The 26,996-nt window shown below is 69.0% G+C and carries 24 protein-coding genes and 1 pseudogene; 12 read left to right on the top strand and 13 right to left on the bottom strand.

What is annotated here, in order from left to right; genetic code table 11:
- Window positions 1-118 precede the first annotated feature (118 nt).
- The 7 genes from ABZ272_RS02955 to ABZ272_RS02985 form a co-directional block, all read right to left on the bottom strand.
- Window positions 119-694, bottom strand: a complete 576-nt coding sequence (locus ABZ272_RS02955) for a hypothetical protein (RefSeq protein ID WP_355048193.1) — start codon at window positions 692-694, stop codon at window positions 119-121.
- Window positions 691-1,650 (bottom strand): NUDIX domain-containing protein, encoded by a 960-nt coding sequence (locus ABZ272_RS02960; RefSeq protein WP_355048194.1) that lies wholly within the window; start codon window positions 1,648-1,650, stop codon window positions 691-693. The genes ABZ272_RS02955 and ABZ272_RS02960 overlap by 4 nt, the downstream gene beginning before the upstream one ends.
- Complete coding sequence (locus ABZ272_RS02965; RefSeq protein WP_355048195.1) at window positions 1,577-2,152, bottom strand: hypothetical protein; 576 nt, start codon at window positions 2,150-2,152, stop codon at window positions 1,577-1,579. Before ABZ272_RS02965 ends, ABZ272_RS02960 begins: the two co-directional genes overlap by 74 nt.
- A complete protein-coding gene (locus ABZ272_RS02970) occupies window positions 2,149-3,072 on the bottom strand; it encodes a radical SAM protein (RefSeq protein ID WP_355048196.1) in 924 nt (307 codons plus the stop codon). Before ABZ272_RS02970 ends, ABZ272_RS02965 begins: the two co-directional genes overlap by 4 nt.
- A gap of 14 nt (window positions 3,073-3,086) precedes the next feature.
- A complete protein-coding gene (locus ABZ272_RS02975; protein WP_355048197.1) occupies window positions 3,087-5,612 on the bottom strand; it encodes a TIR domain-containing protein in 2,526 nt (841 codons plus the stop codon).
- A gap of 294 nt (window positions 5,613-5,906) precedes the next feature.
- A complete protein-coding gene (locus tag ABZ272_RS02980; protein ID WP_355048198.1) occupies window positions 5,907-6,110 on the bottom strand; it encodes a DUF397 domain-containing protein in 204 nt (67 codons plus the stop codon).
- The gene (locus ABZ272_RS02985) at window positions 6,103-6,990 is read right to left on the bottom strand and encodes a helix-turn-helix transcriptional regulator (RefSeq protein WP_355048199.1); all 888 of its coding nucleotides are present in this window, start codon (window positions 6,988-6,990) and stop codon (window positions 6,103-6,105) included. The genes ABZ272_RS02980 and ABZ272_RS02985 overlap by 8 nt, the downstream gene beginning before the upstream one ends.
- A gap of 224 nt (window positions 6,991-7,214) precedes the next feature.
- On the opposite strand from ABZ272_RS02985, the gene ABZ272_RS02990 reads away from it, so the two are divergent.
- Together ABZ272_RS02990 and ABZ272_RS02995 are read left to right on the top strand one after the other, a co-directional pair.
- Window positions 7,215-7,517, top strand: a complete 303-nt coding sequence (locus ABZ272_RS02990; protein WP_355048200.1) for a DivIVA domain-containing protein — start codon at window positions 7,215-7,217, stop codon at window positions 7,515-7,517.
- Window positions 7,514-7,764: pseudogene (locus ABZ272_RS02995) on the top strand (hypothetical protein). The gene ABZ272_RS02990 and the pseudogene ABZ272_RS02995 overlap by 4 nt, the downstream one beginning before the upstream one ends.
- Window positions 7,765-7,991: 227 nt before the next feature.
- Here ABZ272_RS02995 and ABZ272_RS03000 read toward each other — a convergent pair.
- The gene (locus ABZ272_RS03000; protein WP_355048201.1) at window positions 7,992-8,495 is read right to left on the bottom strand and encodes a hypothetical protein; all 504 of its coding nucleotides are present in this window, start codon (window positions 8,493-8,495) and stop codon (window positions 7,992-7,994) included.
- 490 nt (window positions 8,496-8,985) lie between these two features.
- On the opposite strand from ABZ272_RS03000, the gene ABZ272_RS03005 reads away from it, so the two are divergent.
- Genes ABZ272_RS03005 through ABZ272_RS03020 form a run of 4 tightly spaced genes read left to right on the top strand, consistent with a single transcriptional unit; the run spans window position 8,986 to window position 13,845 of the window.
- Window positions 8,986-10,494, top strand: a complete 1,509-nt coding sequence (locus ABZ272_RS03005) for a hypothetical protein (protein ID WP_355048202.1) — start codon at window positions 8,986-8,988, stop codon at window positions 10,492-10,494.
- On the top strand, window positions 10,491-12,980 hold the full coding sequence (locus ABZ272_RS03010) for a hypothetical protein (protein WP_355048203.1): 2,490 nt from the start codon (window positions 10,491-10,493) through the stop codon (window positions 12,978-12,980). The genes ABZ272_RS03005 and ABZ272_RS03010 overlap by 4 nt, the downstream gene beginning before the upstream one ends.
- A 23-nt stretch (window positions 12,981-13,003) precedes the next feature.
- On the top strand, window positions 13,004-13,693 hold the full coding sequence (locus tag ABZ272_RS03015; protein WP_355048204.1) for a hypothetical protein: 690 nt from the start codon (window positions 13,004-13,006) through the stop codon (window positions 13,691-13,693).
- Window positions 13,690-13,845: a hypothetical protein gene (locus ABZ272_RS03020; RefSeq protein WP_355048255.1), complete on the top strand. Its 156-nt coding sequence runs from the start codon at window positions 13,690-13,692 to the stop codon at window positions 13,843-13,845. Before ABZ272_RS03015 ends, ABZ272_RS03020 begins: the two co-directional genes overlap by 4 nt.
- Before the next feature lie 44 nt (window positions 13,846-13,889).
- Here the strand turns inward: ABZ272_RS03020 and ABZ272_RS03025 are convergent, their stop codons facing one another.
- On the bottom strand, window positions 13,890-14,147 hold the full coding sequence (locus ABZ272_RS03025; RefSeq protein ID WP_355048205.1) for a hypothetical protein: 258 nt from the start codon (window positions 14,145-14,147) through the stop codon (window positions 13,890-13,892).
- Between the two features lie 436 nt (window positions 14,148-14,583).
- Here ABZ272_RS03025 and ABZ272_RS03030 point away from each other — a divergent pair, with 436 nt between their 5' ends.
- Together ABZ272_RS03030 and ABZ272_RS03035 are read left to right on the top strand one after the other, a co-directional pair.
- Window positions 14,584-14,997 (top strand): DUF2267 domain-containing protein, encoded by a 414-nt coding sequence (locus ABZ272_RS03030; RefSeq protein ID WP_355048206.1) that lies wholly within the window; start codon window positions 14,584-14,586, stop codon window positions 14,995-14,997.
- A gap of 48 nt (window positions 14,998-15,045) precedes the next feature.
- Window positions 15,046-15,438 (top strand): DUF2267 domain-containing protein, encoded by a 393-nt coding sequence (locus ABZ272_RS03035; RefSeq protein ID WP_355048207.1) that lies wholly within the window; start codon window positions 15,046-15,048, stop codon window positions 15,436-15,438.
- Window positions 15,439-15,581: 143 nt separating this feature from the next.
- On the opposite strand, the gene ABZ272_RS03040 is transcribed toward ABZ272_RS03035, so the two are convergent.
- The 4 genes from ABZ272_RS03040 to ABZ272_RS03055 are packed head-to-tail and all read right to left on the bottom strand — an operon-like array spanning window position 15,582 to window position 17,812.
- A complete protein-coding gene (locus ABZ272_RS03040) occupies window positions 15,582-15,908 on the bottom strand; it encodes a hypothetical protein (protein WP_355048208.1) in 327 nt (108 codons plus the stop codon).
- Entirely contained in the window at window positions 15,905-17,098 is a 1,194-nt protein-coding gene (locus ABZ272_RS03045) for a WXG100 family type VII secretion target (RefSeq protein WP_355048209.1), read from the bottom strand. Before ABZ272_RS03045 ends, ABZ272_RS03040 begins: the two co-directional genes overlap by 4 nt.
- Window positions 17,095-17,439: a type VII secretion target gene (locus tag ABZ272_RS03050; protein ID WP_355048210.1), complete on the bottom strand. Its 345-nt coding sequence runs from the start codon at window positions 17,437-17,439 to the stop codon at window positions 17,095-17,097. The genes ABZ272_RS03045 and ABZ272_RS03050 overlap by 4 nt, the downstream gene beginning before the upstream one ends.
- Window positions 17,426-17,812 (bottom strand): YbaB/EbfC family DNA-binding protein, encoded by a 387-nt coding sequence (locus ABZ272_RS03055; protein WP_355048211.1) that lies wholly within the window; start codon window positions 17,810-17,812, stop codon window positions 17,426-17,428. The genes ABZ272_RS03050 and ABZ272_RS03055 overlap by 14 nt, the downstream gene beginning before the upstream one ends.
- A gap of 129 nt (window positions 17,813-17,941) precedes the next feature.
- Between ABZ272_RS03055 and nhaA the strand changes: the two genes are divergently transcribed.
- From nhaA to ABZ272_RS03075, 4 genes are all read left to right on the top strand, one after another.
- The gene (gene nhaA / locus ABZ272_RS03060; RefSeq protein WP_355048212.1) at window positions 17,942-19,873 is read left to right on the top strand and encodes a Na+/H+ antiporter NhaA; all 1,932 of its coding nucleotides are present in this window, start codon (window positions 17,942-17,944) and stop codon (window positions 19,871-19,873) included.
- 63 nt (window positions 19,874-19,936) lie between these two features.
- The gene (locus tag ABZ272_RS03065; protein WP_355048213.1) at window positions 19,937-20,923 is read left to right on the top strand and encodes a LuxR C-terminal-related transcriptional regulator; all 987 of its coding nucleotides are present in this window, start codon (window positions 19,937-19,939) and stop codon (window positions 20,921-20,923) included.
- Between the two features lie 112 nt (window positions 20,924-21,035).
- Window positions 21,036-22,811, top strand: coding sequence for an alpha/beta hydrolase (locus ABZ272_RS03070; RefSeq protein ID WP_355048214.1), 1,776 nt, complete (start codon window positions 21,036-21,038; stop codon window positions 22,809-22,811).
- A 150-nt stretch (window positions 22,812-22,961) separates the two neighbouring features.
- Window positions 22,962-26,996 (top strand): discoidin domain-containing protein, encoded by a 4,035-nt coding sequence (locus ABZ272_RS03075; protein ID WP_355048215.1) that lies wholly within the window; start codon window positions 22,962-22,964, stop codon window positions 26,994-26,996.

A 26,996-nucleotide genomic window follows, 5' to 3' on the forward strand; every position in this document is an offset into this window, starting at 1 on the left:
CGCGCTGTCTTCCTGCGTACCGTCGGGGGTGGAATGGTTTTGGGTGAGTTTTAGATTTCGTGGCGCGGGCTGGTGCCTGCCGAGAGGGTTGTCGGGCCGGATCAACTGTCGATGACTCTCAGGAAGACCGTTCCGCTGCCAGCGTCGAGGTAGACGGTGCTGTTGTACTGTGCCGTCCGCACGCGTACTCCTCGCTGACCTGCCAGGTGCCGCCGGTGCCGGTGGGCAGGAACGGGCGCAGCTCGCCGCTCAGCGGTGCGTCCCAGTCGGGTGGCGCGGGCTGCCACTCGTACCCTTTGATGGTTGTGGCCAGGGTGTCGGGTCGCAGCACGACGAGTGCCTCGATGCGCGTGTCGGTCGGGCCTGGAACGGTGTCGCGACCGCTGCCCCCGGCCGTTGCGGCCTGCCAGTGGGCTTCGATGAAGTCGCCGAGGCGCGGAAACCGTTTGGCGATCGGGTCCCGGTCGGTTCGTACCGGTGTGGGGCTTACGCTGGCGGCCCTCCCTGTCGGCTCGTCATCGGGGGTGCCGTCGGAGCATCCGGCGAGGGTCAGGACGAGCGCTGCGGCTGGTGGATGCAAGTCGACCGCATACTGCTGTGCACCGACGGCTTCGCCCGGCTGGTCACCGGCTACGAAATCTGCCCCTCGTGGTCTCAAGTGATTCCCGACGCGCCCTACCCGGTCTGGGATCACAGCTCGAACAAGACCTCTTGCTTGGCGCCGTGCGGGTCGATGGGGTCTCCGATGCCCGGCGTGTAGAGGTGCGCGTCCTTCATGAAGAGTCGCCGGAACTCGTCGTCCTCGACGAGGCGTTGCAGCAGTGCCTTGCTGACGATCTGAAGGTCGTCACCATCGGACAACAGGCCCAGTATCCATTCGACCGGCAGGTCGCCCCCAACGCCGGTGACGTAGTAGTTCTGTCGCAGCTTGCGCCGGATGAGCTGCTGGAACCTCTTGATGCCCTCGTCAATCGTCGGATAGCTGGAGCGCTGTGACGGGCGAGCCCGCCGCTGAGGGTCACTCCATGTCGAAGCGACGGTGCTCCGAGCCTGGTCACAGAGGAGTAGCGCGGTGTAGGCGCGATTGTGGTGGTGGTCCGGGTCGAGCAGTGCCATGTCGACCTTCAGGACGGAGGCACCGGTGCTTCCCCCGAAGTGCGCGTTGAAGGGTGTCGTCGCGATCCCGCTGAGGGCGAGTCTGGATGGTTCGAACAGCGGCCTCGGGAGCGCATCGAGCGAAAAGTAGTCGAGTGCCGAGAAGCGCTCCTCGGGTACGACCCGGTGCGTGCCGAGCGTCGACTCGAACAGCACAGGCACGTGGGCATAGGGAATTTCGGTGCCATAGGTGAAGAACGTCGGCCCGATGACTGCGGCCTGCCCGAGCAGGCCAGTCTCCTCAAGAAGCTCCCGCCGCGCCGTCTCGACAGGGGACTCGTTCCATTCGACATGCCCGCCGGGCAGGGCCCATTGCCCTTCGCCCGCCGTGCGATACCGCAGGCCAAGAAGGACCCGCGCGGAGGCAACATGCTGCGGGCGTTGCAGCACGATGCACTGCACGCCGCAGTAGAACTCCTGGTTAGTGTTCTGCGCTGGCATCCCGGCCACAGTGAACCGCCCTGTCCCAGATCTTGACAACGGCATCCGCCACATCGTCGGCCGTCTGCCCGGTCGTGTCGATCACGTGAGTGTTCGGGCCGGACTGCAGCCGCTGCGCGACGGCCGTTCGAAAGGACTCGCTCTCATTGAGCGCCTGTTCGAAGGGGTCGAGGGGCGCGGATCGACTGCTGAGGCGGGCACGTCTGCTCCGCTCGTCGGCGGTGAGGTAGAACGTGAGCGTCGGGGCCGGGAGTGGCAGATCGCGCAGGATCTGGGCGGCCTCCCCGGCCACGTGAAGGTGTAACGCGTGGGCCGACGCGACATACCGGTCGGCGATCACGAGCACATCCGGCTGGGTCGCGGCATCGGTCGCGGCGACCGCGCTCAGGTAGTAGAGATACCGCGCGAGCGAGTCGTGACGGCGGAACAGAGTTGATGTCCGCAGTAGCAGTTCGGGAGGTGGCAGGCCGATGTATGCGGCATCGAGTCGTGCGGCGAGCAGCCGGCACACGGTGGTCTTACCAACACCGTCCAGACCCTCGACAGCGAGAATCACGAGCCGCTCCGGATCCTGGCCTTGCACGGTCGGGCAGAGGCCCGGTTCAGCACGCCGAGAACAGTCGATGGTGCAGGATCCCCTAGCCGGTCCAGCCCTCGATTGACCATGCAGTTGTAGACGAACCCCTGCGGATCTATACGAGTGCCAGTCAGCCAGCAAAGGCCGAACGTGCAGAGGTAACGACAGTAACGGATCTCCACGCCGTCTACCCAGCACGCGAGGTTGGACTCCCCGAACTCGGGTGTCGCGACCAGCTGGACAGTAGTCCCCAGAGCCTGGTTGATCTGTTGCGCCACGTGCTCCACCGGCACCTGCGGTCGCGGCAGCATTTCGCCGACGCTGTTCACCGTGCCGTACTCGTCGACCTCCACATGCTCGAAAAACTTGATCGACATTCCGTTCTCGACTGCAAAGCGCGTCAAGTCACCGAGTTGATTCCGGTTATACCGGGTCACTACGGTGTTCAGGTCGACAAGGAGCCCGAGCGCCCGCGCCGATGCCACCAGATCCGGAATCCGGAATGGTGCCGCCAGCCTGCCGGGCGACGGCCGCGGCTTCGTGTCGTCGAGGGAATCTATGCCGAGGCGCAGCTTCCGGAGGCCCCTGCGAGCGAGGATCTCAAGTTGCGCCGGGCGTGCCAGAACACCGTTGGAGACCATCGTGACGTGATCGGCGAAGGTGTCGGCGAGCCCGATGATCTCGGCCAAGTCCGGGTGGAGTAACGGCTCGCCGCCGCTGATGGTGACCTCCGACGCCCGCAGCGAGGCTGCGTCGAGTGCACCGCTGATCACCTCGACCTGCTCCGGCGAGATGAAGGTCTCTTCTTTGGCCTGACCTTCGTTGTGGCAGTAGAAGCAGTCGAGATTGCACTTGGCGGTGACGATCAGGCGGATCTTTTCGTTGGCCAGCGTAGGCATGGGATGTGGTCCCTTCAGTCGAAGGGTGTGGGCCACTGACTTGTGTAGTAAGGATTACTCCATGGCGGGGCCGTGCACCAGGCCAGGAATCGCGGATCGGTCGAGGAACGCGACAGGTGGTAACGCGCTGGTGGTGGAAGTATCGCGGCCCACCAGTTGGAGCCACTGAAATCAGCCAGCTCGACGTTCGTGCATGAGCGAAAGTCGGCGAGCAGCAGCTCGCAGTCAATGAGCCGCCACGCCTGGACGTCCTGAGCACCCAGGTGGGCGCGCTGCAGTCGACAGTCGATCGCCGTCAGACTGCCGGTCATGGCGGGAGGCAGGTCCAGTGACGCGACATAGGCCCGCGTTGTGGCGTCGATCTGGTCCCACGCGCCGTCGTTGACCCCATCCCAGACGTCCGCGAGGTACTGCTCAGCCGAGTCGTGGCGGCCACTCAGGCACGCGTGTAACGCTGTCGCATTCCCGTCCATCAACTTGGTAGTCGCTCCGGTCACCGCGATATCGAGAATGTCTTCGTAGCGCCACGAGCTGTCGTTCGGCAACAGCTCCGCGAGGGTCGACTCAGCTGAGGCTCGCAGTGGCAGCTCGGAAGCCCACGCCCGAGCGGTCAGCCAGATACGACTACCGCCCCGGTACGCGCTGCGTTCGCCGGGCGGAACGTCATTCAGCATTCCAACGAGGTCGGGCAGTGAGCGCCGCATCGCGTGCAACAGCGCCTCTTCGACTGCGGCAGCTACCTGCGGGCCGATCGTCCGAACCTCGGAATGGTCCGGTCCCTGCAAGGACAAGTCACGGAAAACGAGTAGCTGACCTGGAGACAAGTGTGCACGGAGCGTAGCGAGAACCGGACCCAGGTATCCCATCGCGGTGAAATCCGCTCCGGCGATCGAGGTCAGTTTCCGGTCGATCTGGGTGGTCAGGTCGCCCGGATCGTACAAGTCCCTCAGGGTGTCGAGGACGGAAGTGCGCAGCGGCGTGATGATCGGAGTGGTGGTGCGCTCGCCGATGACACTACGCAGGGCCCGGGCGGCCGCGAGGTCGGCCCACGCGGGCGAGTCTGGCTCCACGTGCTCGGCCTCCCAACGCAACGGACCGCCGATCTGGGCGCGCAGATGCGCGCGGTCGAACCGATCGCCTAGCAGGTGAGCGAGCTGTTCCAGGCCAAGGACGAACAGTTCGCCCCGCAGTGTAAGTGCTCCCACCAGCTCCCACATAGCACGGCGCGCGTCCCGGTCGAGCGAGCCGTTGCCTGCCTCGATCCACCGCGCCGCCAAGATGTCACGGATGCGAGATGGAGTCGCGTGTGGCCACTGTTCAGACGTGTTCGAGGCCATCGCCAAGACTCCAGCCCGGCGAAGCGAGACGTCACGAAATTCGTCGGCGTCGAGGCCGAGCTCGTCGCAGAGTGTCGTGAGTTCCTCGTCCGAATATGTACGGAGATAGTGAGCCTCGAACGGCACGTCGGGCATAGCCTTGTTGAGCATCACCTCCGGCGGCAGTCGGTAGACTTCGGTGAAGCCCGCTCGCCAGTCCGTGCTGAGCGCGAGGATCAGACGGGACAGCCCTGCCGAGAAGAGCGCGGGTAGCACCCGGTCGAAGATGTCGAAGGCGACCCGGAACCGTTCACCCTCCGTGATTCGATCAAGGTGGTCGATGAAGACGACAGATGCTGCCGGCTGCGTCAGCAGGGCTTGGTGCCAGTCGATCAGCGACAGATCAAGGTAACGAACCTCATCGCCCTGATCGCGATAGTCCATGACCAGCTTCCGCAGCAGCGTTGATTTCCCTGATTCGTCGATGCCGATCAGCACGTCGATCCGGCGGTGACGGCTACCGGCGAGTCCGGCCAGGAACTGCCCGACATCCACGTGCTTCGCACTGGGAATCGGAAGCAACCGTCGGGGGGCGTTGTCCGGTGGCGGTACCGAGCGCGGTGGTTGCTCGCCGTCAGTGAGTTCACGCAGCAGGCGTACGAAGTCCGTGCTGGGCATCCGTCCGCCCGTCACGTCTTCATGCTGGATGCGGCTGAGACCAAACGTGACGTTGCCCTTGAGTAGCAGCGGCAAGAGCGGCTTGCCTTGCGCCCGCGCTCGGTCAACCTCAGCGTTCACCCAATCCGACTCCTCTGCCGAAGGGGACATGACCAGGACAACCACGGCTGCGGTATCGATTTTCTCCTTGAGGACCTGGTCCCATCGAGTTCCGTTGGGGATTTGGTTGTCCATCCACACGTCAATGTGGAACTCACGAAGAAATTCGACGAGCCGTCGAACGTACCCGATGTCGCTGCGGGAGTAGCTGACGAACGCGTGTCTTCTTGGGCTGGGTTCTGGGACATCGGGTGTCCTGGGCCGCCGACGGGCATTCGCGGTGGCCCACAGGACGGCGGCCGTGGCAAGTGACAGGCCGCCCCCGGCGACGGCGAGATGCCCACGCGTGGTGGCCGTGTTCGCGGCCAGCGCCAAGACGGCGACCAGTGCGGCAGCCGCCGCTACCGCCACGCCAAGTCGGACTGTCCGGGACATCACGACCTCCACTCCGAGCATCGTGCTGGCTAGCCGGTCGAGACTGATTCGGTGTCGATTGGCGGGCGGCACAGATCTCAGATGCGGACGGTCATCCTTCGCGGCTGCTGACTGGCCGTGCGCCCCGGAGCACAATGTCCAGGATGGCATTGACCGGCAACTCGGAAAATCCCGCAAGGGCGAAGCAATGCGCCGGACGTACGCGGTGTTGGGCGAGGTCTTCACCGACGTGTCGCTACCTCGCCGAGTAGGCGTTCGGCGTCGTCTTTGACAGTGGCTCGCCAGTGGGCGGTGGTGATGCTGGAGTTAGCTGGTGCGTCGTCCGCGTCCAGTGGCCGCAATAAACTCTGCCCATGCCTGGGCGGTGAAGGTGAGGGCCGGTCCGGCCTGATCCTTGGAGTCGCGGACCGCGACGATGCCAGGGAGGTTGGTGGCGACCTCGACGCAGTCGCCACCGTTGTCGCCGCTGCGGGTGCTCTTGCGCCAGATGGCGCCACTCAGGTCAGTCATGCCGCATCTCCCCAGCGATCTGCTTGATCATGTCCATCGATTCTGCCTCGCCGAGGGCCAGCGCATCCAGTCCTCGCCAGACGCGCTCGTAAGCTGCCAGTTCGTCGGGCTTGTCGAGGTACAGGGCACCGGTCAGCGACTCGCTGTAGACCACTGACGGTTCCGGCGCGGTACGACCGCCCTTGGTCGCGGGGAAGTCGAGGATCACAAAGGATCCCGCTACCGCGCCGGGCTGCGGGCCTGCCGTCAGGGGTAGCACCCTGACGATGACGTTCGGTAGCTCGGACAGTCTGGTGAGGTGAGCGAGCTGCTCGGTCATGACCTGTGAGCCACCAACACCCCGCCGAAGCACCGCCTCAGACAGCACGGATTCAAGCCTGGGAGCTGCCGGCAAGCGTCGAAAGAGCAATGCCTGCCGTTGAAGTCGGACCTGTACCGCTCGCTCGCGCTCCTCCTCGTTGAGCATCCCGCCGAGGCGGTAGAGCGCGCGGGCGTACTCCTTGGTCTGCAGGATCCCGGGGATGAGCGATTCGTCATATCGGCGGAGGTGGGCGGCGGCGGATTCCAGGCCGACGTACAGCTCGAACCAGTTCGGCACCGCGTCGCCGTACGCGTGCCACCAGCCCTTCGACTTCGTCTCGGCGGCCAGCCCGCGCAGCGCCTCGGTCATCTCGGGCGACACCCCGTACAGCTCACACATCGCCTTGACGTCGAGCACCCGGACCGAGCCTTGGCCGCATTCGAGGCGCCAGATCTTCTGCCGGCTGTACTCGAGAGCTTCGGCGGCGGCGTCGAGCGTCACTCCGGCCTCGTTGCGGAACTGCCGCAGCAGCCGGCCGAGTTGCCGGCGCGGCACGGTCGATCCGATGTCGTCGGGCATCCGCACACTCCCTGGTTCCAACGCGCAACACTGCGTGACCTGCTCCTGCAACTCCTACGGGTTTCAGAGAAGAAAGTCAATGCACAACAGGGAAATCTCGGTATCGAACGTTGCATTTCCGATGCGGAGTGTCGCAGGCTGATCACAGCACGGCGGCCGGCCGGTCCCCCCGAACGGCCGCCGTGCATCCCCGAAGATCCCTGCGCGGCGGAAGGCAGGCAGACATGAACGCCAGAAACCAGCGACCGGACCCGCCGCGCGGTGGTGCGACCTACCGCTCCGGCGCGTACACCAGTCTGTTGCCCTGGCAGGTGCGCGAGCGCCGCTTCCCGCCCGCCGGGCTCGGGCGTCGCGGTCTGAACCCCGACAACGTGTACGCCTTCCTCGACCGGGTCGCCGTCGACATGGCCGCCGTCTACGCCGCTCTCGCCGAGAGTCGTCTCGAGACGGCCCGAATCAAGGCCGGCCTGCGTCGCCGGCAGGCCGACCAGGCCGGTGCCCGCAACGAGCGGGACCAGGTCCAATGAGCCAGCGGTACGTCATCCACCTGCCCGTCGTCGCCACCGACCTGCCCGCGGCGCAACGCCTGGCCCGGGTCATCGGACGCCGGATGCTGGTGCTGCCGATGACGGACCCGGGGGAGACGACCGTTCCGAGGAGGACCAGCAGTGCCTGCGCCACCGGGTCTTCTGCGACCTGCGGCTGCCCGGCGGCAGGCGCTGCCTACTGCGCGACGGCCACGACGGCGACTGCTCTCGGCGGTTGCGTCGATGAAGGGTGCGAAGCCGGAGATAGGCGGAGCGGAAGATCCACGATGGAACCCGGGTCCGCCGCATCGCGGGTCATTACTCGACGGACCTGTCCGCCCCTGACGGAGGCGACGCCGCGATGCCTTCGCGAAGCGCGGCAGCCAGGTGATCCAGCGTCAGGGCAAGTTGCCAATCGTCCCCAATTCTGGAAGCGGGCGCCCTTCGGGATGAATTTCGCGGTGGAATTGCCAGTCACAACGAGACGACGACCGGTTGGACCTGGACGTTCTTGGTCAGCTGCTGAGGCGAGGGGACGGGCGTGCTGATGTTGACAGACAGGTTGTAGCCGTAGATGGCGACTCCGTCGAGGTGGTTCGCGCCCGGCCAGTCCGACTCGAGGCGGACCGCCATTCGAGTAGGAAAGTTGGTCACCTTCTCGGCGCACGACCGGATCAGGACCACGCTCGGGGTGGCGGTCAGGTGGGTGGCCAGCATCCGGGCCAGCTTCTTGTAGGTCCAACCCCAGTCCTTGGCACCTGCCTCGGCGTCACCGATCTCCTCGTCGTTGCCGTGCGCGCGGATGCACAGAGGCTCACCAGCCTGTACTCCGGCCAGGTAGGTAGCCAACTGCCGATCCGCCTCCGCCTGCGTGAGCCCTGCATCGATGGGCAGAAGGGCACCCCATGCTGCTGCTCCCGATTCGGCTCCCTCAGACGCACGGCGGGTATTCGGGTCCTGGGTCGCCACGATGAACATGACATGCACCTCCGGGCTCGCTGCCTCATTGGCGGACGAAAGGAGGTTAGCCTGATGGGCGACAAAGCGCGCTGTCGTCTATCCGGCCCGAATTGCCCTGGTCGCATGTCAGACAACTATTGGCCGGGCGTTGTGGACGGAGTTGACAAATCTGCCGTCGATCCGCAATTCCTGCCGAAGCAATTCGGAGATTCTGACGGTCGCAGCCCGAGATGGTTCCGATGGCCTCCCGTCGGTGCCCTCTCCGATCGGTTGGACAACGTCGACTGGCGCAGCGGTTTCTGCGGAGCAGCCGTCGTACCGGATTGGGACTGTCACCACCCGGCGCTTCACCTCTGGGAACGTCGTAGCCGCTCTGGTTGGCCGCCGTACACGCCGCTGACAACACCAGCATGTCGGCTATCCGTCACTTCGCCGCCCGCGTCGTTGTGGTCTGCTTCCGTAGCGCGATGGATCTCATCGACCAGCCGAGGAACGTGGGGAAGCGCTGGTGACCGCGATGCTGGGTCCGGCGTGGACGCTCAAGCCCGACAGTCCGGAGGACACCGGTCGCCAGCCGCTCGCCGTCGAGACTGTGATCGGGACGCACGCTGCGGCGCTGATTCCCGGCGTCATCACCACCACCCCCCACGCCCGTTACCTGGCCCTGCACGCCCGCCTCGCGATCGAGGCGCAGCGGCGCGGCTGGACCGACAAGACGGACCTGGATAAGTTTCGTGCGCTGGTCCGTCGCGCCGAGGTCGTACTGGGCGCGGTGTCCGTCGCGCATGGCGAGGCGGACGACGAGCACCACCTACGGGCAGGCTCCTTCGGGTCACACGGCGTGAACACCATCCGACCCGAACTGGACCGGGAACGTGCCGTCGATGTCGGTCGGGTGGCCGACGCGTACAGCCGAGTGCCAGGCGGCTACCTACAGACGTACGCGGGAATCGAGGCGGTGCTCGGCCTCACCGATGGAGGGCGGATCCCCCTTCCTGGTTCGGCGGCCGACGCCGACCAACTCGCCGCCCTCGACGAGGTGCTGAGCGTGGCGGAACGGAGGAGGCCGGTTTCCGTGGCGGACCTCGACGCCCTGCGTCACCTGTGCGTGTGCGCCATCGGCGACGCTCCCGACGGCGCGTGCGTGCGGAACGCCTACTTCGGTGACCGTGGCCACCTCGATTACGCCAGAACCCATCGGCGCAGCGCCGCGCTGTTGGTGGGGGCGCTCACCGGCGAGCAGGTCGACGGGGAGTCGATCGACATGTCCATGGATCGGTGGTGCTGCTTCCGGTCCGGGCTGCTGGAGTTGGTGGGCGCGGACCTGCACCCGCATGCCCTCGTCTGGCGTGGTGCGCTGCTGCGCAACTGGTCGGTCTGGGCGTGGCGGCTGATCTGGGCGCGATTGGTGTCGCCGTTGTCCAGCACCGGAACCCTTGAGTACGCGATCGCCGAGTTCGTCCGCGCACTGCCGGACGCAACCGTCCGTGAGGCGCTCGTCGACGGCCTCCCTCCCGTGGTCGACCACGCCGGCACCCCGCTGGCGGTAGAGCACGACTTGTACGACGACGCGCTCGACGCTGACGACTGGACGGTGCTCGGCATGCTGCGGCTGCTCGCCGTCGGCGCCCGACGGCTGGACCATCTTGACCCGGTCACCCGGGATGCCTTCGTCGGCACGTTCTCCGACGACCTGGGCCCCGGCTACGTCGCCGCCTGGCTCGACCGCGACGCCGAACGACCGCTGGCCGACGCCGTCTCCGACCTCGCTGCCGCGCTGTTCCATCGCGCCGAATCGGTGAGCCGGCAAAAGATGCAGTGGACCAGGTACGGCCTGCGCCTGCCGACCCGCCTGCGCCGCGTCGGCGATCGGTGGCGGCTGGAGGGCCGGGAAGGCCGCGGGGCGGTCTCCCTCCGCCTGCCGACCTTCACCAACGTCATGCGGCAACTGGACGTTGTCGCGCACGACGGTGGCACCTGGCGTCCCGGCCGGCACGCCCCGGCGGTGACGTCGTGACGCCGTGGGAGGGCCTGCGGGGAGCCGCTCCGCCGACGCTGCTGCGCGAACGGCCCCTCGCCGACGCCGAAGAAGTCCTCGTCCTCACGTACACCTGTGACCTGTCCTTCTTCGAGGACGTCTGCCTGCGCGAAGCGCAGGCCGTCCGCGCCCGCACCACCATCCTGTACGACGCCGACCGGGTCACCCAGGGGCCGCGCCGGGCGGACTACCTGGCTCTGCCGGTCGTCTGCAAGGGAGGCGGGGCCTTCCACCCGAAGCTCGTGGTGATCGCCTCCGAGACGGACGCCGTGGTTGCCATCGGCTCCGGCAACGCCACGCCGTCGGGGTGGCACCACAACGCAGAGGTCTGGACGCTGCTGCGCGGCGAAGGCCAGACCGTGCCGCAGCTGTTCCACGACCTCGCTGCCTGGCTGCGTCGACTGCCCGCCGCGGTCTGGGTGGAGAACCTCGGTCGGGAGCGCCTCGACCGAGTCGCGGCGCTGCTCACGGCCCGTCCGGCCGAGCAGGCGTCCGGCCAGCCGGTGTTGGTGACGACGGCGGTACGGCCGATCGTCGAGCAGTTGCCGGTGCCGAAGACGCCCGTCGTGTCGCTCGCCGTCGCCGCCCCGTTCTTCGACGCGCCGGCGGAGGCGCTGAGCCGGCTGCTCGACCGCTTCGGACCCGACGAGCTGCACCTGCTTGTCACGCGCGACGTCCAGTGCGACCCGGACGCCCTCGCCCGAGTGGTCAAGCGTTCGCCGACGAGTGTCGTCGCCACCCCGAAGAGCAGCCGCTACCACCACGCGAAGATCGTGGAATGGAGAACGGGCGACCAGTCCTGGGCGCTGACCGGCAGCGCGAACTGCAGCGTGGCTGCCCTGGTCAAGACCATGGCCACGGGCGGCAACTGCGAGCTCGGCCTGCTCACCGAGACGGCTCCGTTGATCGACACCGGAACCGCCGACGAGGTGGACCTGGCGCAGCCGGCGATTTTGCACGTACGGGAACCCGGCGCACGCGCCCCGTCGGAGGCGACCCTGCGCGTGCTCGGGGTACGGGTCGACGCCGAGCGGGTGGAGGCCACGGTTCTGGTCGACGCGGAGTTGGCCCCGGGATGGCTCATGGTCGACGGGCTGCGGCTCGACCACGACCACAGCGACGGCAAACTCCACCGCTACATCGGTGTCCCGGCTGCCGACTGGTCTCTCCTATCCGGTGGGCGAGCGACCGTGAGCGTGGAGACGGACCTGGGCGTCGAAGTCCGCGACGTGGTGGTGACCGACGTGACTGCCGCGCTGTCGCGCATCGACCGCCCGTCCCCGCTGGAACACACGTCGTTGCCGCTCGTCATCGCCGACCAGGCGCACCTGGCCGCGCTCCTCGAGGCGCTCGCCCAGCTGGCCGCGGTCCGCCCGGACGGCATTGCCACCCCGTCCGGCGTCGACCGGCGGCGTCAGGTGGAAGGTCGGATCACTGCGGCCGTCGGGCCGGCGCTGCTGCGCTTCACCCTCGGCGTGGATGACCGGAACCGACCGACGTCAGTCGACGAAGAAATCTTCGACGATCTGGAGAAGGACAACGGCGCCTCGCCAGTAGGGAGCGGGCAGGAGAAGCGGGGGAGGACTGCAGAGCGGCCCCCGGCCCGGGCGGAGACTGTCGCGACGGTGCTGGACGCGCTCACGCCGAACCAGCGCAAGCGACGACAGCGTGAGGTCGAAGAACTGGTCCACGCGTCGGAGAGGTGGTCGCTACCGGCGAAGCTGGCCGTCAGCCGACTGGTGCTGACCTTGGTCGCCGGCGGGCTCTGGCAAGATCCGACCGACTGGTCCGACCGTCTCTACTGGGTGGTGCTGCAACTCTGGATGACCGACCAGGAGGAGAGTCTGAACGACGAGCACGCGGCCCTCGCCACCATCGGGCTCGTGGCGCTACGCAGCGGTCTCGACCGCCGGCCCGAGCCGGACAGCGAACTCGTCGAGCAGTTCGAGGACCTACGGCAGGCGTATGTGGAATGGGCCGATTGGCTCGCGGCGGTGCCGGTCGAGACGGTCCGACGATACGCGAGCGGCCTGGGCGGACACACGTTCGGTCTGCTGTTCGGGCAGACCGACTTCGTGGCCGAGCTTGGTTGGATCCTGGGACGCTCGGCCTTGCACGACGCGGTGGACCGGCTCACCGGTGCCCAACTCGACAGTGGTTCCGTGGTCCGTGTCACCGGAGGCCGGACCACCCGTCAGGCGGTAATCGCCGCCCTCGACGGCCTCCGCGACTTCCCCGACGTCCAGGTGGCATCGGAAGGTGAGCCGACGGTACACGGCTGGTGGAACGGGAGACGCCTGCTACTGGTCACCCGGACGGGTGCCACGTGGCGGGCCGAGACCTGGTCGAATCTGATGACCGGTATCGCCGCCTACTCGCGCGGCACCCCGTTGCGCCCGCCTGACCGGCGCTGGACGGCTTCCGGGCCGGACGACGCCTTCGGAAGTCAGGCGGCCGGCCCGTGAGCGAGCCAGTCGAAGGGCGCCAGATGTCGATGAGGAGCCTCACGATCGCCGAGCGGATCGTGCAGGAGTTGCTGCGTGCCGGGAAGCCGCTCGACGACGACGAACTCGCCCGACGGCTCGGCGTGCAACCGCGGCAGACGATTAACCAGGTGTGCCGCCGGTTGGAGCAGACCCGTCGGCTCCGCAGATACGGTGGCCCTTCCGGCAAGATCGTGAACGAACTCCCGCCGGAGGACGGCACGTCGTCGCCGATCGTGGGGCAGGAAGCCCGGCCGAGACCGGCTGCCGGCGACAGCGCGGTGCAACGGCACGCCGAGAGCGTGATGCTCGGGCTGCTCGGCGTCCGGTTGGGCTGCGCGCTCAGTCCCCGGCGCTTCATGCTGGAGGACGGGTCCTGGGTCGAGGTCGACGGGGTCGACGAGAACCTGACCGTTCTCGTCGAGGCGTGGGCGCACCAGGGGCCGCCGAAGTCCGCGCAGAAGCACAAGGTGCTCGCCGACGCGTTCCGCTTGATGTTCGCGGCGTCGTCGCTGCCGACTCCGCCGCGCCTGGTGCTCTGCCTCTGCGACCCGCAGGCGGCCCACCACTTCACGACCGCGCGCTCCTGGGCCGCCGCGGCGCTGCGCCGGTTCGGGGTGGAAGTCGAGGTGGTCGAGCTGCCAACGGACGTGAGGTCGGACATTCTCGCTGCCCAGCAGCGTCAGTATCGGTGAGCTCTGTACATCGGACTGCGCACCTGACCGTCGCCGCCGCGCAGTGCCCGGCTCGCGTCATCGGCCGCTGGACGCTGCTGCTGCCCGGCGGCCGGCGCTGCCTGCTGCGCGACGGCCACGACGGCGAGTGCTCCCGCCGCTTGCGCCGATGAGGGAGCCGCCGCCGGCCGAGCGGGGCCAGCGGCGGAACCGGGGCTTAGTACGTGAAGCTCCAGAGGAAGTAGAACCCGGGTGCGTTGGGACCGTACTGGCGGTACTCGCAGTAGTACCAGCTCCACTGGCCGGTCTGGACACCCTCGCTGCCGTAGCTGTTGCAGAACTGGCCGTCGTAGTAGACGCCGCGGAGCGTGCCGCCCTGCGGGTCGGCTGCCGCCGGGGCGGCGCCGGCCCCGACCAGTCCACCGATCGCGAGCGTCGTCGCCACCGCCAGCGTCGCCCATCTGCGTGCGCGCATGGAGTCTCCTTCCATCACCGTCCGCAGTGCACGGCTACGCGCCGAGTCGACACCGGGACATCGAAATTGATGAAAGTCAGGTTATCCGTCGGCGTGGCCTGCGTAGAACGGGCCGAACGGGTGGCGTGGGAGCGTGCCGAATCCGGACCAGCCGGAGAAACCACCACTCCTGATTCGCCCGATCGGGATGAGGCGCCGTCACCCCGTTTCCGAGAGGCTGTCGAGGTCGAGGGTGCTGCTCGACAACCAGTTCGGGATCACGGAGTAGTGCAAGGAGCGGGAACGCCAGGGAATCCTTCCGCCGCCACCGGGAACCCAACGGGTCAGCCGGGTCGCACACGTTGCCCCTTGTGTGAGCAAAATGCACCAAACCTCAGGTCTGGGGCGCACACCTAGCTGACCGTTCGACGGCGATCGGGCCGGAGAGGAGAATCAGGTGGAATACGACGATTTCATCAACCTAGTGGCCACGAGGGCGAAGGTCTCGACCGATCAAGCGGCGACGCTCAGCCGCGCGACGTTGGAAACATTGGCGGATCGGATCAGCGCCGGCCAGGCGGAGGACCTTGCCTACCAGCTTCCCGACGGGCTCGACAATCACCTGCGCAAACAGCCACCGCTTAGGCAGGAACACGCCCAGCCGTTCGGGCTCGACGAGTTCGTGCGGCGGGTGGCGGACCACCCGGCCATCGACCGTGCGATTGCCGATGCCGGGGTTCGCGCGGTGCTCACCACGTTGCGTGAGGCTGTCTCCCCTGACGAGTTCGAGGACGCGATGGCCCAGCTTCCGAACGAGTTCCGGCAGGTTGCCGAACCGGTTGGTACCGGTAGCCGGCAGCGCCGCGGGTAGCACGCACGGATTCCGCGAGGCACCCCAACTGGTCCGGAAGGAGCGCTGGTGAACTACGCCGAATTTCTCGAAGCGGTGGGGAAGCGGGCGCGAATGCCGGTGGCGGAGGCGGCGAACGTCGTCGGGGCCACGCTGACGACCTTGGCGGAAGGGATCAGTGGTGGCGAGGCACGGCGCCTGGCCAGCCAGGTCCCCGAGGAGTTGCGGGGTTACCTGCACAAGGACGTGGACTTCGCCGAACGGATCGACCTCGTGGAGTTCCTGAACGAGGTAGGGGCCCGCGCCGGAACGGATGACGAGCGGACCGCAGAGGGGGCCCGGGCCGTGTTGACGACCCTGCGCGAGACGGTGAGCGCGGAAGGCCTCGAGAAGCTGGAATCCGAGCTGCCGAAGGACTTCCGGCGGCTGCTCCGTCCGGTGGATCGCAGCGTCGGGGCCTGAACCGAGCTATCTCCTGGCCGGATCCGGGTGGAGAGGCCGGATGCCCGCCGCGGCCCGTTCGCCCCGATCCCGGGACGGTGCGGGAGTCTGCGCCCAGGTCCTTCGGGATGGGGCCCGCAGCGTCATCTTCTACCAGGCTTGCTTCAGCCGGGGATCCCGGCTGAGTAGGTTGCCTCCACGAGCTCCTGAAGACGGCGGATGACGTCGACCTTGTGCTCGGTCTCCGGCAGTTGCCGTTCGCCGGCCGTCACCAGATCGTTCCGCCAGTGGCTGACGATCTCCAGCTGTGCTGCGGGGGGCAGGTCGTCGACCCACAACGATCCGAGGTTGTTGTCGACGATCTCCTGCAAGCGGTCAGCGGTCTGCCTGTCTGAGAGGCGGGCAATCAAGAACTCCAGCGTCCATTCGAACAGCCCTCCCGATGAAGTCCAGTCGACGCCGGGTTTCAGCACGATAAGGCCAGCCATCATTTCCCCACGATGAATACTCGCGGACCGAGGTTTCGATCCGTGATGAACTGTTCGATCCGTGCAACCTGTTCCGGATTGAACTTAGACACGTCCACCGGCACCAGGTCAGCTTTGTCCAAGTGTCGTTCGATCTGATACTGCAGCTGGGGCCACTGACGGTCAAAGAACTGCGCCGGGAAGTTGCCCACCGCATCGTAGGTCTGTCCGGCCTCGTCCACCCAGTCGGCAGAGGAGGCCGGGGGAGCGCGGTGGAGTATCACGCTCAATTCCTGCTCTAGCCGGACCGCTGTCTCCGCCTCGCCCGGACGAAACTTCCCGGTCGCTGGATCCATGCCGAGATCGTGTATCCGCTGCTGCTCGGTCACCGCAGGCTTTGGCGGCTCGCGGGGCGGCTCAGGTTCGGGCGTGTTCCGACTCGGTGGCGATTCTCCTTTCTGGAGTCGCCCGAGCGCCTGCTTGAGTTTCTCGATGAGGTCGCCGAGACGGCGCACCTCCGGGATCAGCCGTCGCAGGCTGGCCAGCAGTGCACGAAGCATCCGCGCGATCCGCGCCCCCCACGACGCCACTACCGTCGTCACCTGTTCGACCACCAGCGGTGTGGCCAGTCCGCCCGTGATGACGAGTTCGCCCGCGTACGTGATGAGGCGGGACACGCAGGTGGCGATGGCGTCACGGACCAGGAGCCGGACGGCGGCCACCAGGCCGGCGGCGCCTTCGGTGATCGCGGCCATGGTGTCGGCGCCCTGGGCGAGGCCGGTGATGACCTGGTGTTGTTCGGCGGCCCAGGCGCGGTAGGCGGGGCCGGCGCTGCCGCCCCAGCCGGCGACGTCGTCGCGGACGGCGCGGGTCAGCTCGGCTGCCTCTTCGTGGAGCGAGGCGGCGACGTTGCGCCAGGTCTGGGCGTGTGCGGTGATCTGCGCCGGGTCGCCGGCGAGCCAGTCGAGCGCCTCGCTGAGCGGCTTGACGTGTTCGATGAGCCAGGCGATCCCGTACTGGAGCAGGGCGCCGACCGGGTCGGAGACGAACGCGAGGGCGTCGAGGCCGGCGCTGACCACACCGAGGCTGCCGTCGATCCAACTGCCGCTGCGCACGCCCTGCGCGATGAGTTCGATGTCCTCGCAGATCCACACGCCCGCCCAGGCGCTGGGCGGGGTGTCCGCAGCGGCGGCGACGAGCGGGTTGGACGTCACGGGCGCTGCCGCACCTCGTCGAGCGGGCGCTGCCGCACCTCGTCGAGCAGGTGCTTGGCATGGGCGTCGGAGGATCGATAGTGGTCGGCGCTGGTCCGCAGCTTTGCGGCGGTGTCCCGCACCGAGCCCGCGGCGGTGCCGATGCCGTCGACCAGGGTCCGTTGGAGGCCGTCGAGCAACATCGGCATCAGTGCGCAGAGCTGGCCGTACGCCTCGGTGCCCAGCCGGACGTGCTGGCCCGCCTGTTGGGCGGTGTCGAGGCTGCCGGCGCAGCGGTCGAGGCGTGCGGCGTGGGCGGTCAGGTCGTCCGGGTCGACCTGGATGCCCTCACCGCCCGGCATCGTTCGGCCCCTGGTCGTGACCCAGTCGATCGCGGTAGGAGTCGATGATGGCCCGGGCGCTGGCGTCGTCGCCGAGAGAGTCGGCGACCTGCCGCAGCAGGTCGGCGCGGGCGGCTCTCGTGGTGTCCAGGATCTGCTGGGCGGTGCGTGCCGCGGGTTGCTGCCGGGTGCGCTCGTCGAGCCGCAGGTCGATCAGCAGGCCAGCCGAGTCCACGGTGACCAGGACCGCCCGATCGGGGGTGTGGGCGGTGCCCGTCAGCTCGCGCATCCGCGTCGACAACGTCTTGGCCCGTTCCGCCCGTTCGGCGAGCGACGACTCCCACTCGTCGAGCCGGCGCTCCGCCGCGCCAAGCGCGGCGTCGTCCGCCCACATGCTGACCCTCCCCAGGGGACCACCGCCGACCACCGCCAGCGAGATCACCGCTACGCTACCAACCGGTGGCGCTCCGTGCATGCCCCGAATCCGCGCCACGAGACGGTCGGGCCGAGGAAGATTGCCTCCGTGACGAGCAACAATCCGCTCCGAGGGTGGTCCGCCCGGACGGCCTGGCAGGGGCGGATCAACGCCCCGCTGCGCGCGTTCCTGCGTACCGAGACGGGCGGCGCGCGGGTGGTGCTGGTCGCCGCCGTGGTGGCCCTGGCCTGGGCCAACCTGCATCCGTCGTCGTACGAGTCGGTGTGGCGTACCACCCTGTCGATCCGGCTCGGCGACTGGCCCGTTTCGCACGACCTGCGTACCTGGGTCAACAGCGGCCTCATGACCTTCTTCTTCCTGGTCGCCGGGCTGGAGTTGCGCCGCGAGTTCGACATCGGTGAGCTGCGTGAGCGGCGTCGGCTGTGGTTGCCGATGCTGGCCGGGTTCGGCGGCATGCTGCTGCCGATCGGGATCTACCTGGCGATCAATGCCGGGCGGTCCACCGCCGTGGGCTGGGGTGCGGTGATGGCCACGGACACGGCCCTCGCGCTCGGGGCGCTGGCCGTCTTCGGGCCGCGCTTCTCGGACCGGCTGCGGGCCTTCCTGCTGACGGTCGCGGTCGTCGACGACCTGGTGGCGATCGCGGTGCTGGCGGTCGCCTACCCGTCGCACTCCTCGCCGAGGGCGCTGCTCGTCGCGGCTCTGATCTTCGCCGTCGTGCTGCTCCTGCGGGTCTGGAAGATCCGGCACGGCTGGTTCTACACGCTGCTCGGGGTGGCGGCCTGGCTCGCGGTGTCGGAGTCCGGCGTCGACCCGGTCGTGGTGGGCCTGCTGATGGGGCTGCTGACCTACGCGTACGACCCGGGCCGCCAGGACCTGCAGTGGGCGAGCGACCAGTTCCGCCTCTTCCGGGAACAGCCCACCCCCAAGCTCGCCCGGATGGCCCAGGCCGGTCTGACCGCCGCGCTGTCACCGAACGAACGACTACAGAGCCTCTACCACCCGTGGGCGAGCTACGTGATCGTGCCGCTGTTCGCGCTGGCGAACGCCGGGATCGTCATCGACGGCGAGCTGCTGGGCCGGGCCGTGACCTCACCGGTCACGCTCGGCGTGGTGGCGGCGTACGTCGTCGGCAAGCCGGTCGGCATCGTGATCACCTCGTGGTTGGTGACCCGGCTCAGCGGCGAGCGGTTCCGGCCGCCGGTCGGCTGGGTCGCCGTGGTGGGGGTCGGCACGGTCTCCGGTATCGGGTTCACCGTGGCGCTCCTGATCGCCAACCACGCCCTGCACGGCCCGGCGCTGGACGAGGCGAAGCTCGGCATCCTCGTGGCGACGGTGGGCGCGTCCGTCCTCACCTGGCTGCTGTTCCGGATCGTCGCCCGGCTCTCGCCGACCCGCCGCGCCCGTGCGCTGCTCGGCATGGCCATGGGAATCGTCGACCTGAAACTTCCGGTGGATCCGGAGCGCGACCACCTGCGCGGATCGCTCGACGCGCCGGTGACGGTGGTGGAGTACGGCGACTTCGAGTGCCCCTACTGCGGGCAGGCCGAGCCGGTGGTCCGGGAGTTGCTGGCCGACTTCGCCAACGTCCGGTACGTCTGGCGGCACCTGCCGCTCACCGACGTCCACCCGCACGCGCAGCTCGCCGCCGAGGCCGCCGAGGCGGCGGGCGAACAGGGCGCCTTCTGGGAGATGCACGACCTGCTGCTCGCCCACCAGGACGCGCTCAATCCCGCCGACCTGATGCGCTACGCCGAGCAGCTCGGCCTGGAGCTCGATCCGTTCCGGGAGCACATGGCCAAGCGGATGGGCGTCGACCGGATCGCCGAGGACGTCGAGTCGGCCGACCTCAGCGGCGTCACCGGGACCCCGACCTTCTTCATCAACGGCCAGCGCCACCACGGGGCGTACGACATCGCCGCGCTCAAGGCGGCGGTGAAGTCGGCGTTCACGAGCGCACGGCTGCAACCGGAGTACCGTCGCGAGCCCGGCCAGGGTGGGGACGCGGCCCCGGAATGATCGCAATAAATGCGCTCCGACCTGCGTGAACCGTCGACGCCGATGCGCTCTACGATCGCCGGCATGCGGATCGGTCCCCCCGCCGTGACGCCCGCCCTGGACGTGGAATCGCTCCCGCTCACGGCGGACGCCGTGGACGTCTACCAGAATCTCCTTCGGGTGGCGCCGGTGGCGCAGCGGACGTTCCTGACCACCGCGTCGCCACGGGCCACGCGCGCGCTCGCCGGCCTGCTGAGCAGCGGCGCCGTGCACCGCGACGACGCCGGCGTGCTGCACGTCCGGCCACCGCGTACCGCCCTCGAGAACTGGGCCGCGCTGCGGGAGATGGAGGCCGTCCGGGCGCGCGCCGCCGCCGAGACGCTGTCCGGGCTCTACACCGCCGTGCACGGCGCGGGCGCGGCGTTCGTCGAGGTCATCGAGGGCAAGGACGCCGTCCGCGAGCTGTTCCGCCAGTTGCAGGCCGGCGCCCGCGCCGAGGTGCGCGGTCTGGAACGCGGGCCGTACCTGCGCGACACCACCCGCGTGCCGGAGGAGGTGCAGTACGACGCACTGCGCCGCGGGCGGCGGTACCGCTGCGTGTACGAGGGCGAGCTGCTGCACGACGAGGCGATGCTCGCGGCCGTGCGCGCCACGGTCGCCGCCGGTGAGCAGGCGCGCGTCTTTCCCGAGCTGCCCCTGAAGATGATGCTCGTCGACGCCGACCGTGGTCTGGTCGTCCTGCCCCGGGCCAGCGGTGACGAGGCCGACGCGGTGCTGGTGCACCGCTCCCGGTTGTTGGAGGGGCTGTCCGAGCTGTTCGAGGTGTTCTGGCGACTCGGAGCGCCGATCCACGCCACCGCCGACACGGCCGAACCGGACGCCGAGCCGACGGTGGCCACCCAGCGGCTGCTCGCGCTGCTCACCGCCGGCCTGACCGACGAGGCGATCGCCCGTGACCTGGGCGTCAGCAACCGTACGGTGCACCGGCGGGTCAGCCGCCTCCAGGAGTTGCTGGGCGCGCGCAGCCGGTTCCAGCTCGGCGTGCAGGCCACCCGGCGCGGCTGGTTGTAACTGGCCGGATCCTGCCATGGCGGGTCTTCGTCACGCCGGGACGGCGGCGGCGAAACACTCCTGGGCCAGGGTGAATGCCGTTCGATCAATCGCTGTACGAGAGGACGGGACGATGCCCCATCCCACGACCGGGTCGCGCCACCCACGCCGCGTGCGCCGGCCGGCCGCCCTGCTCGCCGTGACGCTGGTCGCGGCCGCCCTGACTGCCGGCACCCCGGCCAGTGCGGCCACGGCCGCCGAGCCGGACACCGCCGCCCTGGCCGCGCCGCTGGCTACCCAGCGGCTCACCTGGGAGCCGTGCGGGCTGGCCGAGGTCAGCCCCGAGGACGAGGCGCAGCTCGGTCTGTCCTGCGCGACGGTCACCGTGCCCCGCGACTGGCACAACCCCCGCGACGGCAGGACGATCCAGGTCCGGATCAGTCGCACCGCCGCGTCCGGCCGCGACCGCGCGGGCATCCTGCTGGTCAACCCGGGTGGCCCCGGCGGCAGCGGCCTGTCGCTGGCGCCATACGTGGCGCGGTCCGCGCCCGCCCTCGCCGAGCGGTACGACGTGATCGGCTTCGACCCGCGCGGGGTGGGGCAGAGCACCCCGCTGCTGTGCACGGTGACCTACCGCGACACCGACAACACCAACGACCTGATCACCCAGGCCAACGTGCGCGGGTGTCGCAGCACCGAGTTGACGAAGTACATCACCACCGAGCAGACCACGTACGACATGGACTTCATCCGGGTGCTGCTGGGGGAGCGCAAGCTCAACTACCTCGGCTACTCGTACGGCACGTGGTTGGGCACCTGGTACGCGGCGACGTTCGGAAGCCGGACCGGCCGGATGGTGCTCGACTCGGTGGCGGCGGTCGGCTCGCCGACCCTGCAGGAGACCTGGGATCTGCAACCGTTCACCCGGGACCGGGCGTTCCAGGAGCAGTTGCTGCCGTACATGGCCCGCCACGACGACCTGTACGGCCGGGGCAGCGACCCGATGAAGATCCGGGAGATGTTCGAGCGGGCCGGCGGCACCCGCGTCGGCATGGGGCCGTTCATGTTCGGCTGGTTCATCCTGGGCGCGCTCTACGACACCCAGAACTATCCGACGGCTGCGGCGGCGGTGAACACCGTCATCCAGTACTACGAGGAGTGGAACGGCTGGACGCCTGAGCAGATCCTCAGCGCCGCGACCGCGAAGCTGCTCGCCGCGCCGGGCATCACGGCCGACGACCGGGCGTACATCGAGCAGTCCCGCGTCGCCGCCCAGGCGACGCTGAAGACCCAGCGGGACCGGTCCCTGCTGGCCCAGGGCACGGACGAGTACACGTACGACATCGACTACGTCTTCGAGGTGATCCGCTGCCAGGACGGGCAGTGGAACGACAGCATCGCGCACTGGAACGCCTTCAGTCGACGCCTCACCCGGGACGCGCCGCTGGTCGCCCCGTACCTGCAGAACCCGCCGGCGTGCGCGTACTGGCCGACCAGCAACCGGATGCCGAAGTTCGACCGCAAGACCTTCCCGAAGGTGCTGATGCTCCAGGACGAACTCGACGTGGCGACCGCGTACGAGGGCGCGCTGGCGGCCTCGAAGAAGCTCCCCGGCGCGTCGATGATCAGCGTCGACAACGAGGGCAGCCACGGTGTCTTCCCGTACTACACCCCGTGCGTGGACGACCCGGTCTACGCCTACCTGCTGGACGGTCGTCTGCCCGCCGAGACGTACACGGGCTGCCAGGCGGTGCCGCTGCCGGGCGAGAGCGCGGTGTTCGAGGTGGGCGGCAAGCTGACCGGCAAGGGGACGGTCCGGACCCGTCTGATCACCGACGACATGCGGGCGGCGAACCGGATGCTCAAGCGGATGCTGCGCACCGAGCCGGGACCGTCGTACCCGGAGTGACGCCGATCGGGGAGCGGGCGGCGAGCTGCCGCCCGCTCCCCAGTGGAAAGGACACCGCCTCTTGACTCCCGGGAAACATCGGGCCACCATCTGACAACGTTGTCACCACCACCCCCGACCACCTGACAACGTTGCCACCCTGGAGGCGCAATGTCCGAGCCATCGCCCGTTTCGCGGCGTACCTTCCTCTCCGCCGGAGCGACCCTGCTGGCGTCGGTCGGGGTGACCGCCGTCCTGCCGGACGCGGTCGCTGCCGCCGCCGCGCCGTCGGCCGGCGGCCCGTCGACCACCACCGACCTGGCCAGATACCGCCCGGTGGCGGTCTCCTCGACCGACTACGCGCCGACCCCCGCCGCGTTCGCCGTGGACGGCATGCCCCAGGTCGGTGTACGGGGCAGCGGCTGGCGGGCCGCGAACGGCGATCCGCAGTGGATCTCGGTGGACCTCCAGGGGCCGTGTCGCGTCGAGGCCGTCACCCTGGTCTTCGAGGCGACCCTCGCCGACGGGCCGTTCGACGGCAACTACACCGACACCGACGGCGACGAGATCCTCTCCAGCGCCGCGACGGCGTACCGCATCGAGGTCTCCACCGACGGCCGCGACTGGCGCTCGGTGTACGAGACCACCGACGGCCAGGGCGGCGTGCAGGCCATCAAGCTCCCGCAGCCGGTCACCGCCCGCTGGGTCCAGATGACGGTCACCAAGCGGTCGAACACCAACCCGGTCGGCCTGAACGGCTTCCAGGTCTACGGCGTCGCGCTGTCACCCAGGCCGAAGGCCGAGGGCTGGACGAGCTGGGAGGGCGGCAACACGGGCCGTTCGCCCGAGCTGGCGGTGGCCCCGGACGGCACGGTCGCGCTGGAATCCGGCTGGTCGTTGACGATTGACGACTTCGCGGGCACCACCGACGGCGCCGAGCTGTCCCGTGCCGGGGTCGACGTCAGCGACTGGCTGCCGGCCACCGTGCCCGGCACCGTGCTGGGCACCCTCGTCGAGCAGGGGCACCTGCCCGACCCGGTCGCCGGTTTCAACAACCTGCGCATCCCGGAGGCGCTGTCGCGGCACACCTGGTGGTACCGGCGGGCGATGCGGTTGCCGCGCGGCCTGGACACCTCCGCCGGCCGCCGGATCTGGCTGGAGTTCGACGGCATCAACCACGAGGCCACCGTCTGGGTCAACGGCGTGCAGGTTGGCAGCGTCAAGCACCCGTTCGCTCGGGCCGCCTTCGACATCACCGACGCCCTCGCGGGCCACCGCGACCACGTCCTGGCCGTCCGGGTGACCCCGATGCCGCACGTCGGCACCCCCGGAGACAAGGGCCCCGACGGGCGTACCTTCCTCCAGTCCGCCCACCACTACCTCGACGCGCCGACCTACCTGGCGGTGTCCGGCTGGGACTGGATGCCCGCCGTCCGGGACCGCGTCACCGGGCTGTGGGACCACGTCCGGCTGCGCAGCACCGGCGCCGCGGTCGTCGGCGATCCGCACGTCGAGACCACGTTGCCGAAACTGCCCGACACCGGCACGGCCGAGGTCACCATCCGGGTGCCCGTGCGCAACGCCACGGCCACCGCGACCACCGTCACCGTGCGCGCGGAGTTCGACAAGGTACGCGTCGAGTCGACGGTGACCATCCCCGCCCACGCCTCCACGACGGTCACCTTCGCGCCGGAGCGCTTCCCGGCCCTGCGGCTCGCCAAGCCCCGCCTCTGGTGGCCCAACGGCTACGGCGAGCCGCACCTGTACGACCTGACGCTCACCGCCACTGTCAAGCGCGCGGTCAGCGACCGGCGTGAGGTGCGCTTCGGTGTCCGCCAGTTCGGCTACGACTGGCACCAGCCCGTCGTGATCTCCCCGCCCGGCCAGCCGCCGCTGGACTTCGTCGACGGGGCCGCCACGCAGACCGTCACGTTCGCCCGGCAGCACGCCCGGCACGTGCGTATCCAGGCGGGCCAGCGTGCCACCGGCTGGGGCATCTCGATGTACGCGCTGTCGGTGGCCGACGGCAGCGGGCCGGACCTCGCGCTGGGCCGCGACGCGACCGCCTCGTCGGCGGAGAACGACACCAACGTGGCCGCCAAGGCGGTGGACGGCGATGTGTCGACCCGGTGGGCCTCGCAGGCCGAGGACGACCAGTGGATCCAGGTCGACCTCGGCGCGGCCGTCGACTTCGACCGGGTCAGCATCGTCTGGGAGCAGGCGTACGCCCTGGACTACCGCGTCCAGGTCTCCGCCGACGGGCAGCAGTGGACGGACGTCACGTCGGTCAGCAACGACACCCCGCTGGGCAGCCGCGCCACCCAGGTCGAGACGTTCGCCAGCCGGACCGCTCGGCACCTGCGCATCCGGACCGGCGCACGGGTGACCTCGTGGGGCGTCTCGATGTGGGGGCTGTCGGTGCAACGGCAGGCCGAGCCGGACGTCGACCTGGCGCTGCACCGGACGGCCACCGCGTCGTCGTCCGACGGCGACTCCAACGGGCCGGAGCGGGCCGTCGACGGCAACCCGCGGACGAGGTGGTCGTCGGCGTTCGAGGACAACCAGTGGATCGCGGTCGACCTCGGTGCTCCGGTCGCCTTCGACCAGGTGACGATCGTCTGGGAGCAGGCGTACGCCCGCGACTTCGTCATCCAGGTGTCCGACGACGGGCAGTCGTGGACCGACGTCAAGGCGGTCAGCAACAAGATCACCGAGCTGAAGATCAGCGTCAACGGCGTGCCGGTGTTCGTCCGGGGCGGCAACTGGGGCTGGGACGAGCTGCTGCGCCGGGTGCTGCCCGACCGGCTGGCCGACACGGTCGAGATGCACCGCGACATGAACTTCACCATGATCCGCAACTGGCTGGGCAGCAGCAACCGCGAGGAGCTGTACCGGGCCTGCGACGAGCAGGGCATCCTGGTCTGGAACGACTTCTGGCAGGCCGGCGGCTTCCTGCCCAACCCGCCCGGCTACGTCGACATCGCCGCCGACACGATCCGGCGGTTCCGGCACCACCCGAGCATCGTCGTCTGGTGCGGCGCGAACGAGGGCGACCCACCGCCGATCGTCGACGCCGGCCTCAAGCAGGCCGTCGCCACCGAGCACCCGGAGATCCTGTACATCCCCAACTCCGCCAGCGGCATCGTGAGCGGACGCGGACCGTACGGCTGGGTCGACCCGACCACCTACACCGACAAGACGATCTACGAGGCCGACTCGTTCGGCTTCCACACCGAGATCGGCATGCCCGTCGTGTCGGTGGCCGACAGCATGCGCAACCTGGTCGGCGACGCTCCCGAGTGGCCGATCGGCGAGGTGTGGAACTACCACGACTGGTCGACCATCGGTAACCAGCGCGTCGGCACGTACCAGGACGCGATCGACACGCGGCTCGGCGCGTCCGGCTCGCTCGACGAGTTCGCCGCTCGGGCGCAGTTCGTCAACTACGAGAGCCACCGGGCCATGTTCGAGGCGTGGAACGCCAACCTGTGGCAGGACGCCACCGGCCTGCTGCTGTGGATGTCGCACCCGGCGTGGCACAGCACGGTCTGGCAGACGTACGACTACGACCTGGACGTCAACGGCGCCTACTTCGGCGCCCGCAAGGGGTGCGAGCCGGTGCACGTCCAGGCCGACCCGGGCACCTGGCAGACGCGGGTGGTCAACCACACCACGGCCGCGCTCACCGGCGTGACGGTCACCGCCCGCCGGTACGACCTCAACGGCCGGTCGTTGGGCGCCGCGCAGCGTCAGCGGGTGGACGTGGCCCGCTCGTCGACGACGCCCGCGTTCCCCGTGGCCGCGCCGGACGGCGGTGGGCTGCACCTGGTCCGGTTGGAGCTGCGCGACGGCCGGGACCGGCTGCTCGCGGAGAACACCTACTGGCGCTACGACAAGGCCGAGCAGATGCGGGCGCTCACCACCCTGGCCGGCGCCCGACTGTCGACGTCGACGAGCGGCGTACGCGTCGTGGACGGCCGGAACACCGTCACCACGACGGTCCGCAACCAGGGCCGTACGGTCGCCGCGATGGTCCGGCTCGCCGTGCGCGACGAGCACGGGAAGCGGATCCTTCCGGCCCGCTACGACGACAACTACCTCTGGCTGCTGCCCGGGGAGACGCGTGCGGTCCGGATCTCCTGGCCGGCGCGGCCGGGCCTGCCCCGCAAGGCCACCGTGACCGCCCAGGCGTACAACGCGGCCTAG

The organism is Micromonospora sp. NPDC005979 (assembly GCF_040614415.1).
Taxonomy (GTDB): Bacteria; Actinomycetota; Actinomycetes; order Mycobacteriales; family Micromonosporaceae; genus Micromonospora.

Coding starts and splice junctions, on each gene's coding strand:
- ABZ272_RS03055 (WP_355048211.1), bottom strand. CDS start 17,812: ATGTGGGCGGACGACGCCGCGCTTGGCGCGGCGGAGCGCCGGCTCGAC.
- ABZ272_RS02990 (WP_355048200.1), top strand. CDS start 7,215: ATGAACGCCAGAAACCAGCGACCGGACCCGCCGCGCGGTGGTGCGACC.
- ABZ272_RS02985 (WP_355048199.1), bottom strand. CDS start 6,990: ATGCCCGACGACATCGGATCGACCGTGCCGCGCCGGCAACTCGGCCGG.
- ABZ272_RS02970 (WP_355048196.1), bottom strand. CDS start 3,072: ATGCCTACGCTGGCCAACGAAAAGATCCGCCTGATCGTCACCGCCAAG.
- ABZ272_RS03075 (WP_355048215.1), top strand. CDS start 22,962: ATGTCCGAGCCATCGCCCGTTTCGCGGCGTACCTTCCTCTCCGCCGGA.
- ABZ272_RS03065 (WP_355048213.1), top strand. CDS start 19,937: ATGCGGATCGGTCCCCCCGCCGTGACGCCCGCCCTGGACGTGGAATCG.
- ABZ272_RS03040 (WP_355048208.1), bottom strand. CDS start 15,908: ATGATGGCTGGCCTTATCGTGCTGAAACCCGGCGTCGACTGGACTTCA.
- ABZ272_RS02980 (WP_355048198.1), bottom strand. CDS start 6,110: ATGACTGACCTGAGTGGCGCCATCTGGCGCAAGAGCACCCGCAGCGGC.
- ABZ272_RS03025 (WP_355048205.1), bottom strand. CDS start 14,147: ATGCGCGCACGCAGATGGGCGACGCTGGCGGTGGCGACGACGCTCGCG.
- ABZ272_RS02960 (WP_355048194.1), bottom strand. CDS start 1,650: ATGTGGCGGATGCCGTTGTCAAGATCTGGGACAGGGCGGTTCACTGTG.
- ABZ272_RS03070 (WP_355048214.1), top strand. CDS start 21,036: ATGCCCCATCCCACGACCGGGTCGCGCCACCCACGCCGCGTGCGCCGG.
- ABZ272_RS03015 (WP_355048204.1), top strand. CDS start 13,004: ATGTCGATGAGGAGCCTCACGATCGCCGAGCGGATCGTGCAGGAGTTG.
- ABZ272_RS03050 (WP_355048210.1), bottom strand. CDS start 17,439: ATGCCGGGCGGTGAGGGCATCCAGGTCGACCCGGACGACCTGACCGCC.
- ABZ272_RS03000 (WP_355048201.1), bottom strand. CDS start 8,495: ATGTTCATCGTGGCGACCCAGGACCCGAATACCCGCCGTGCGTCTGAG.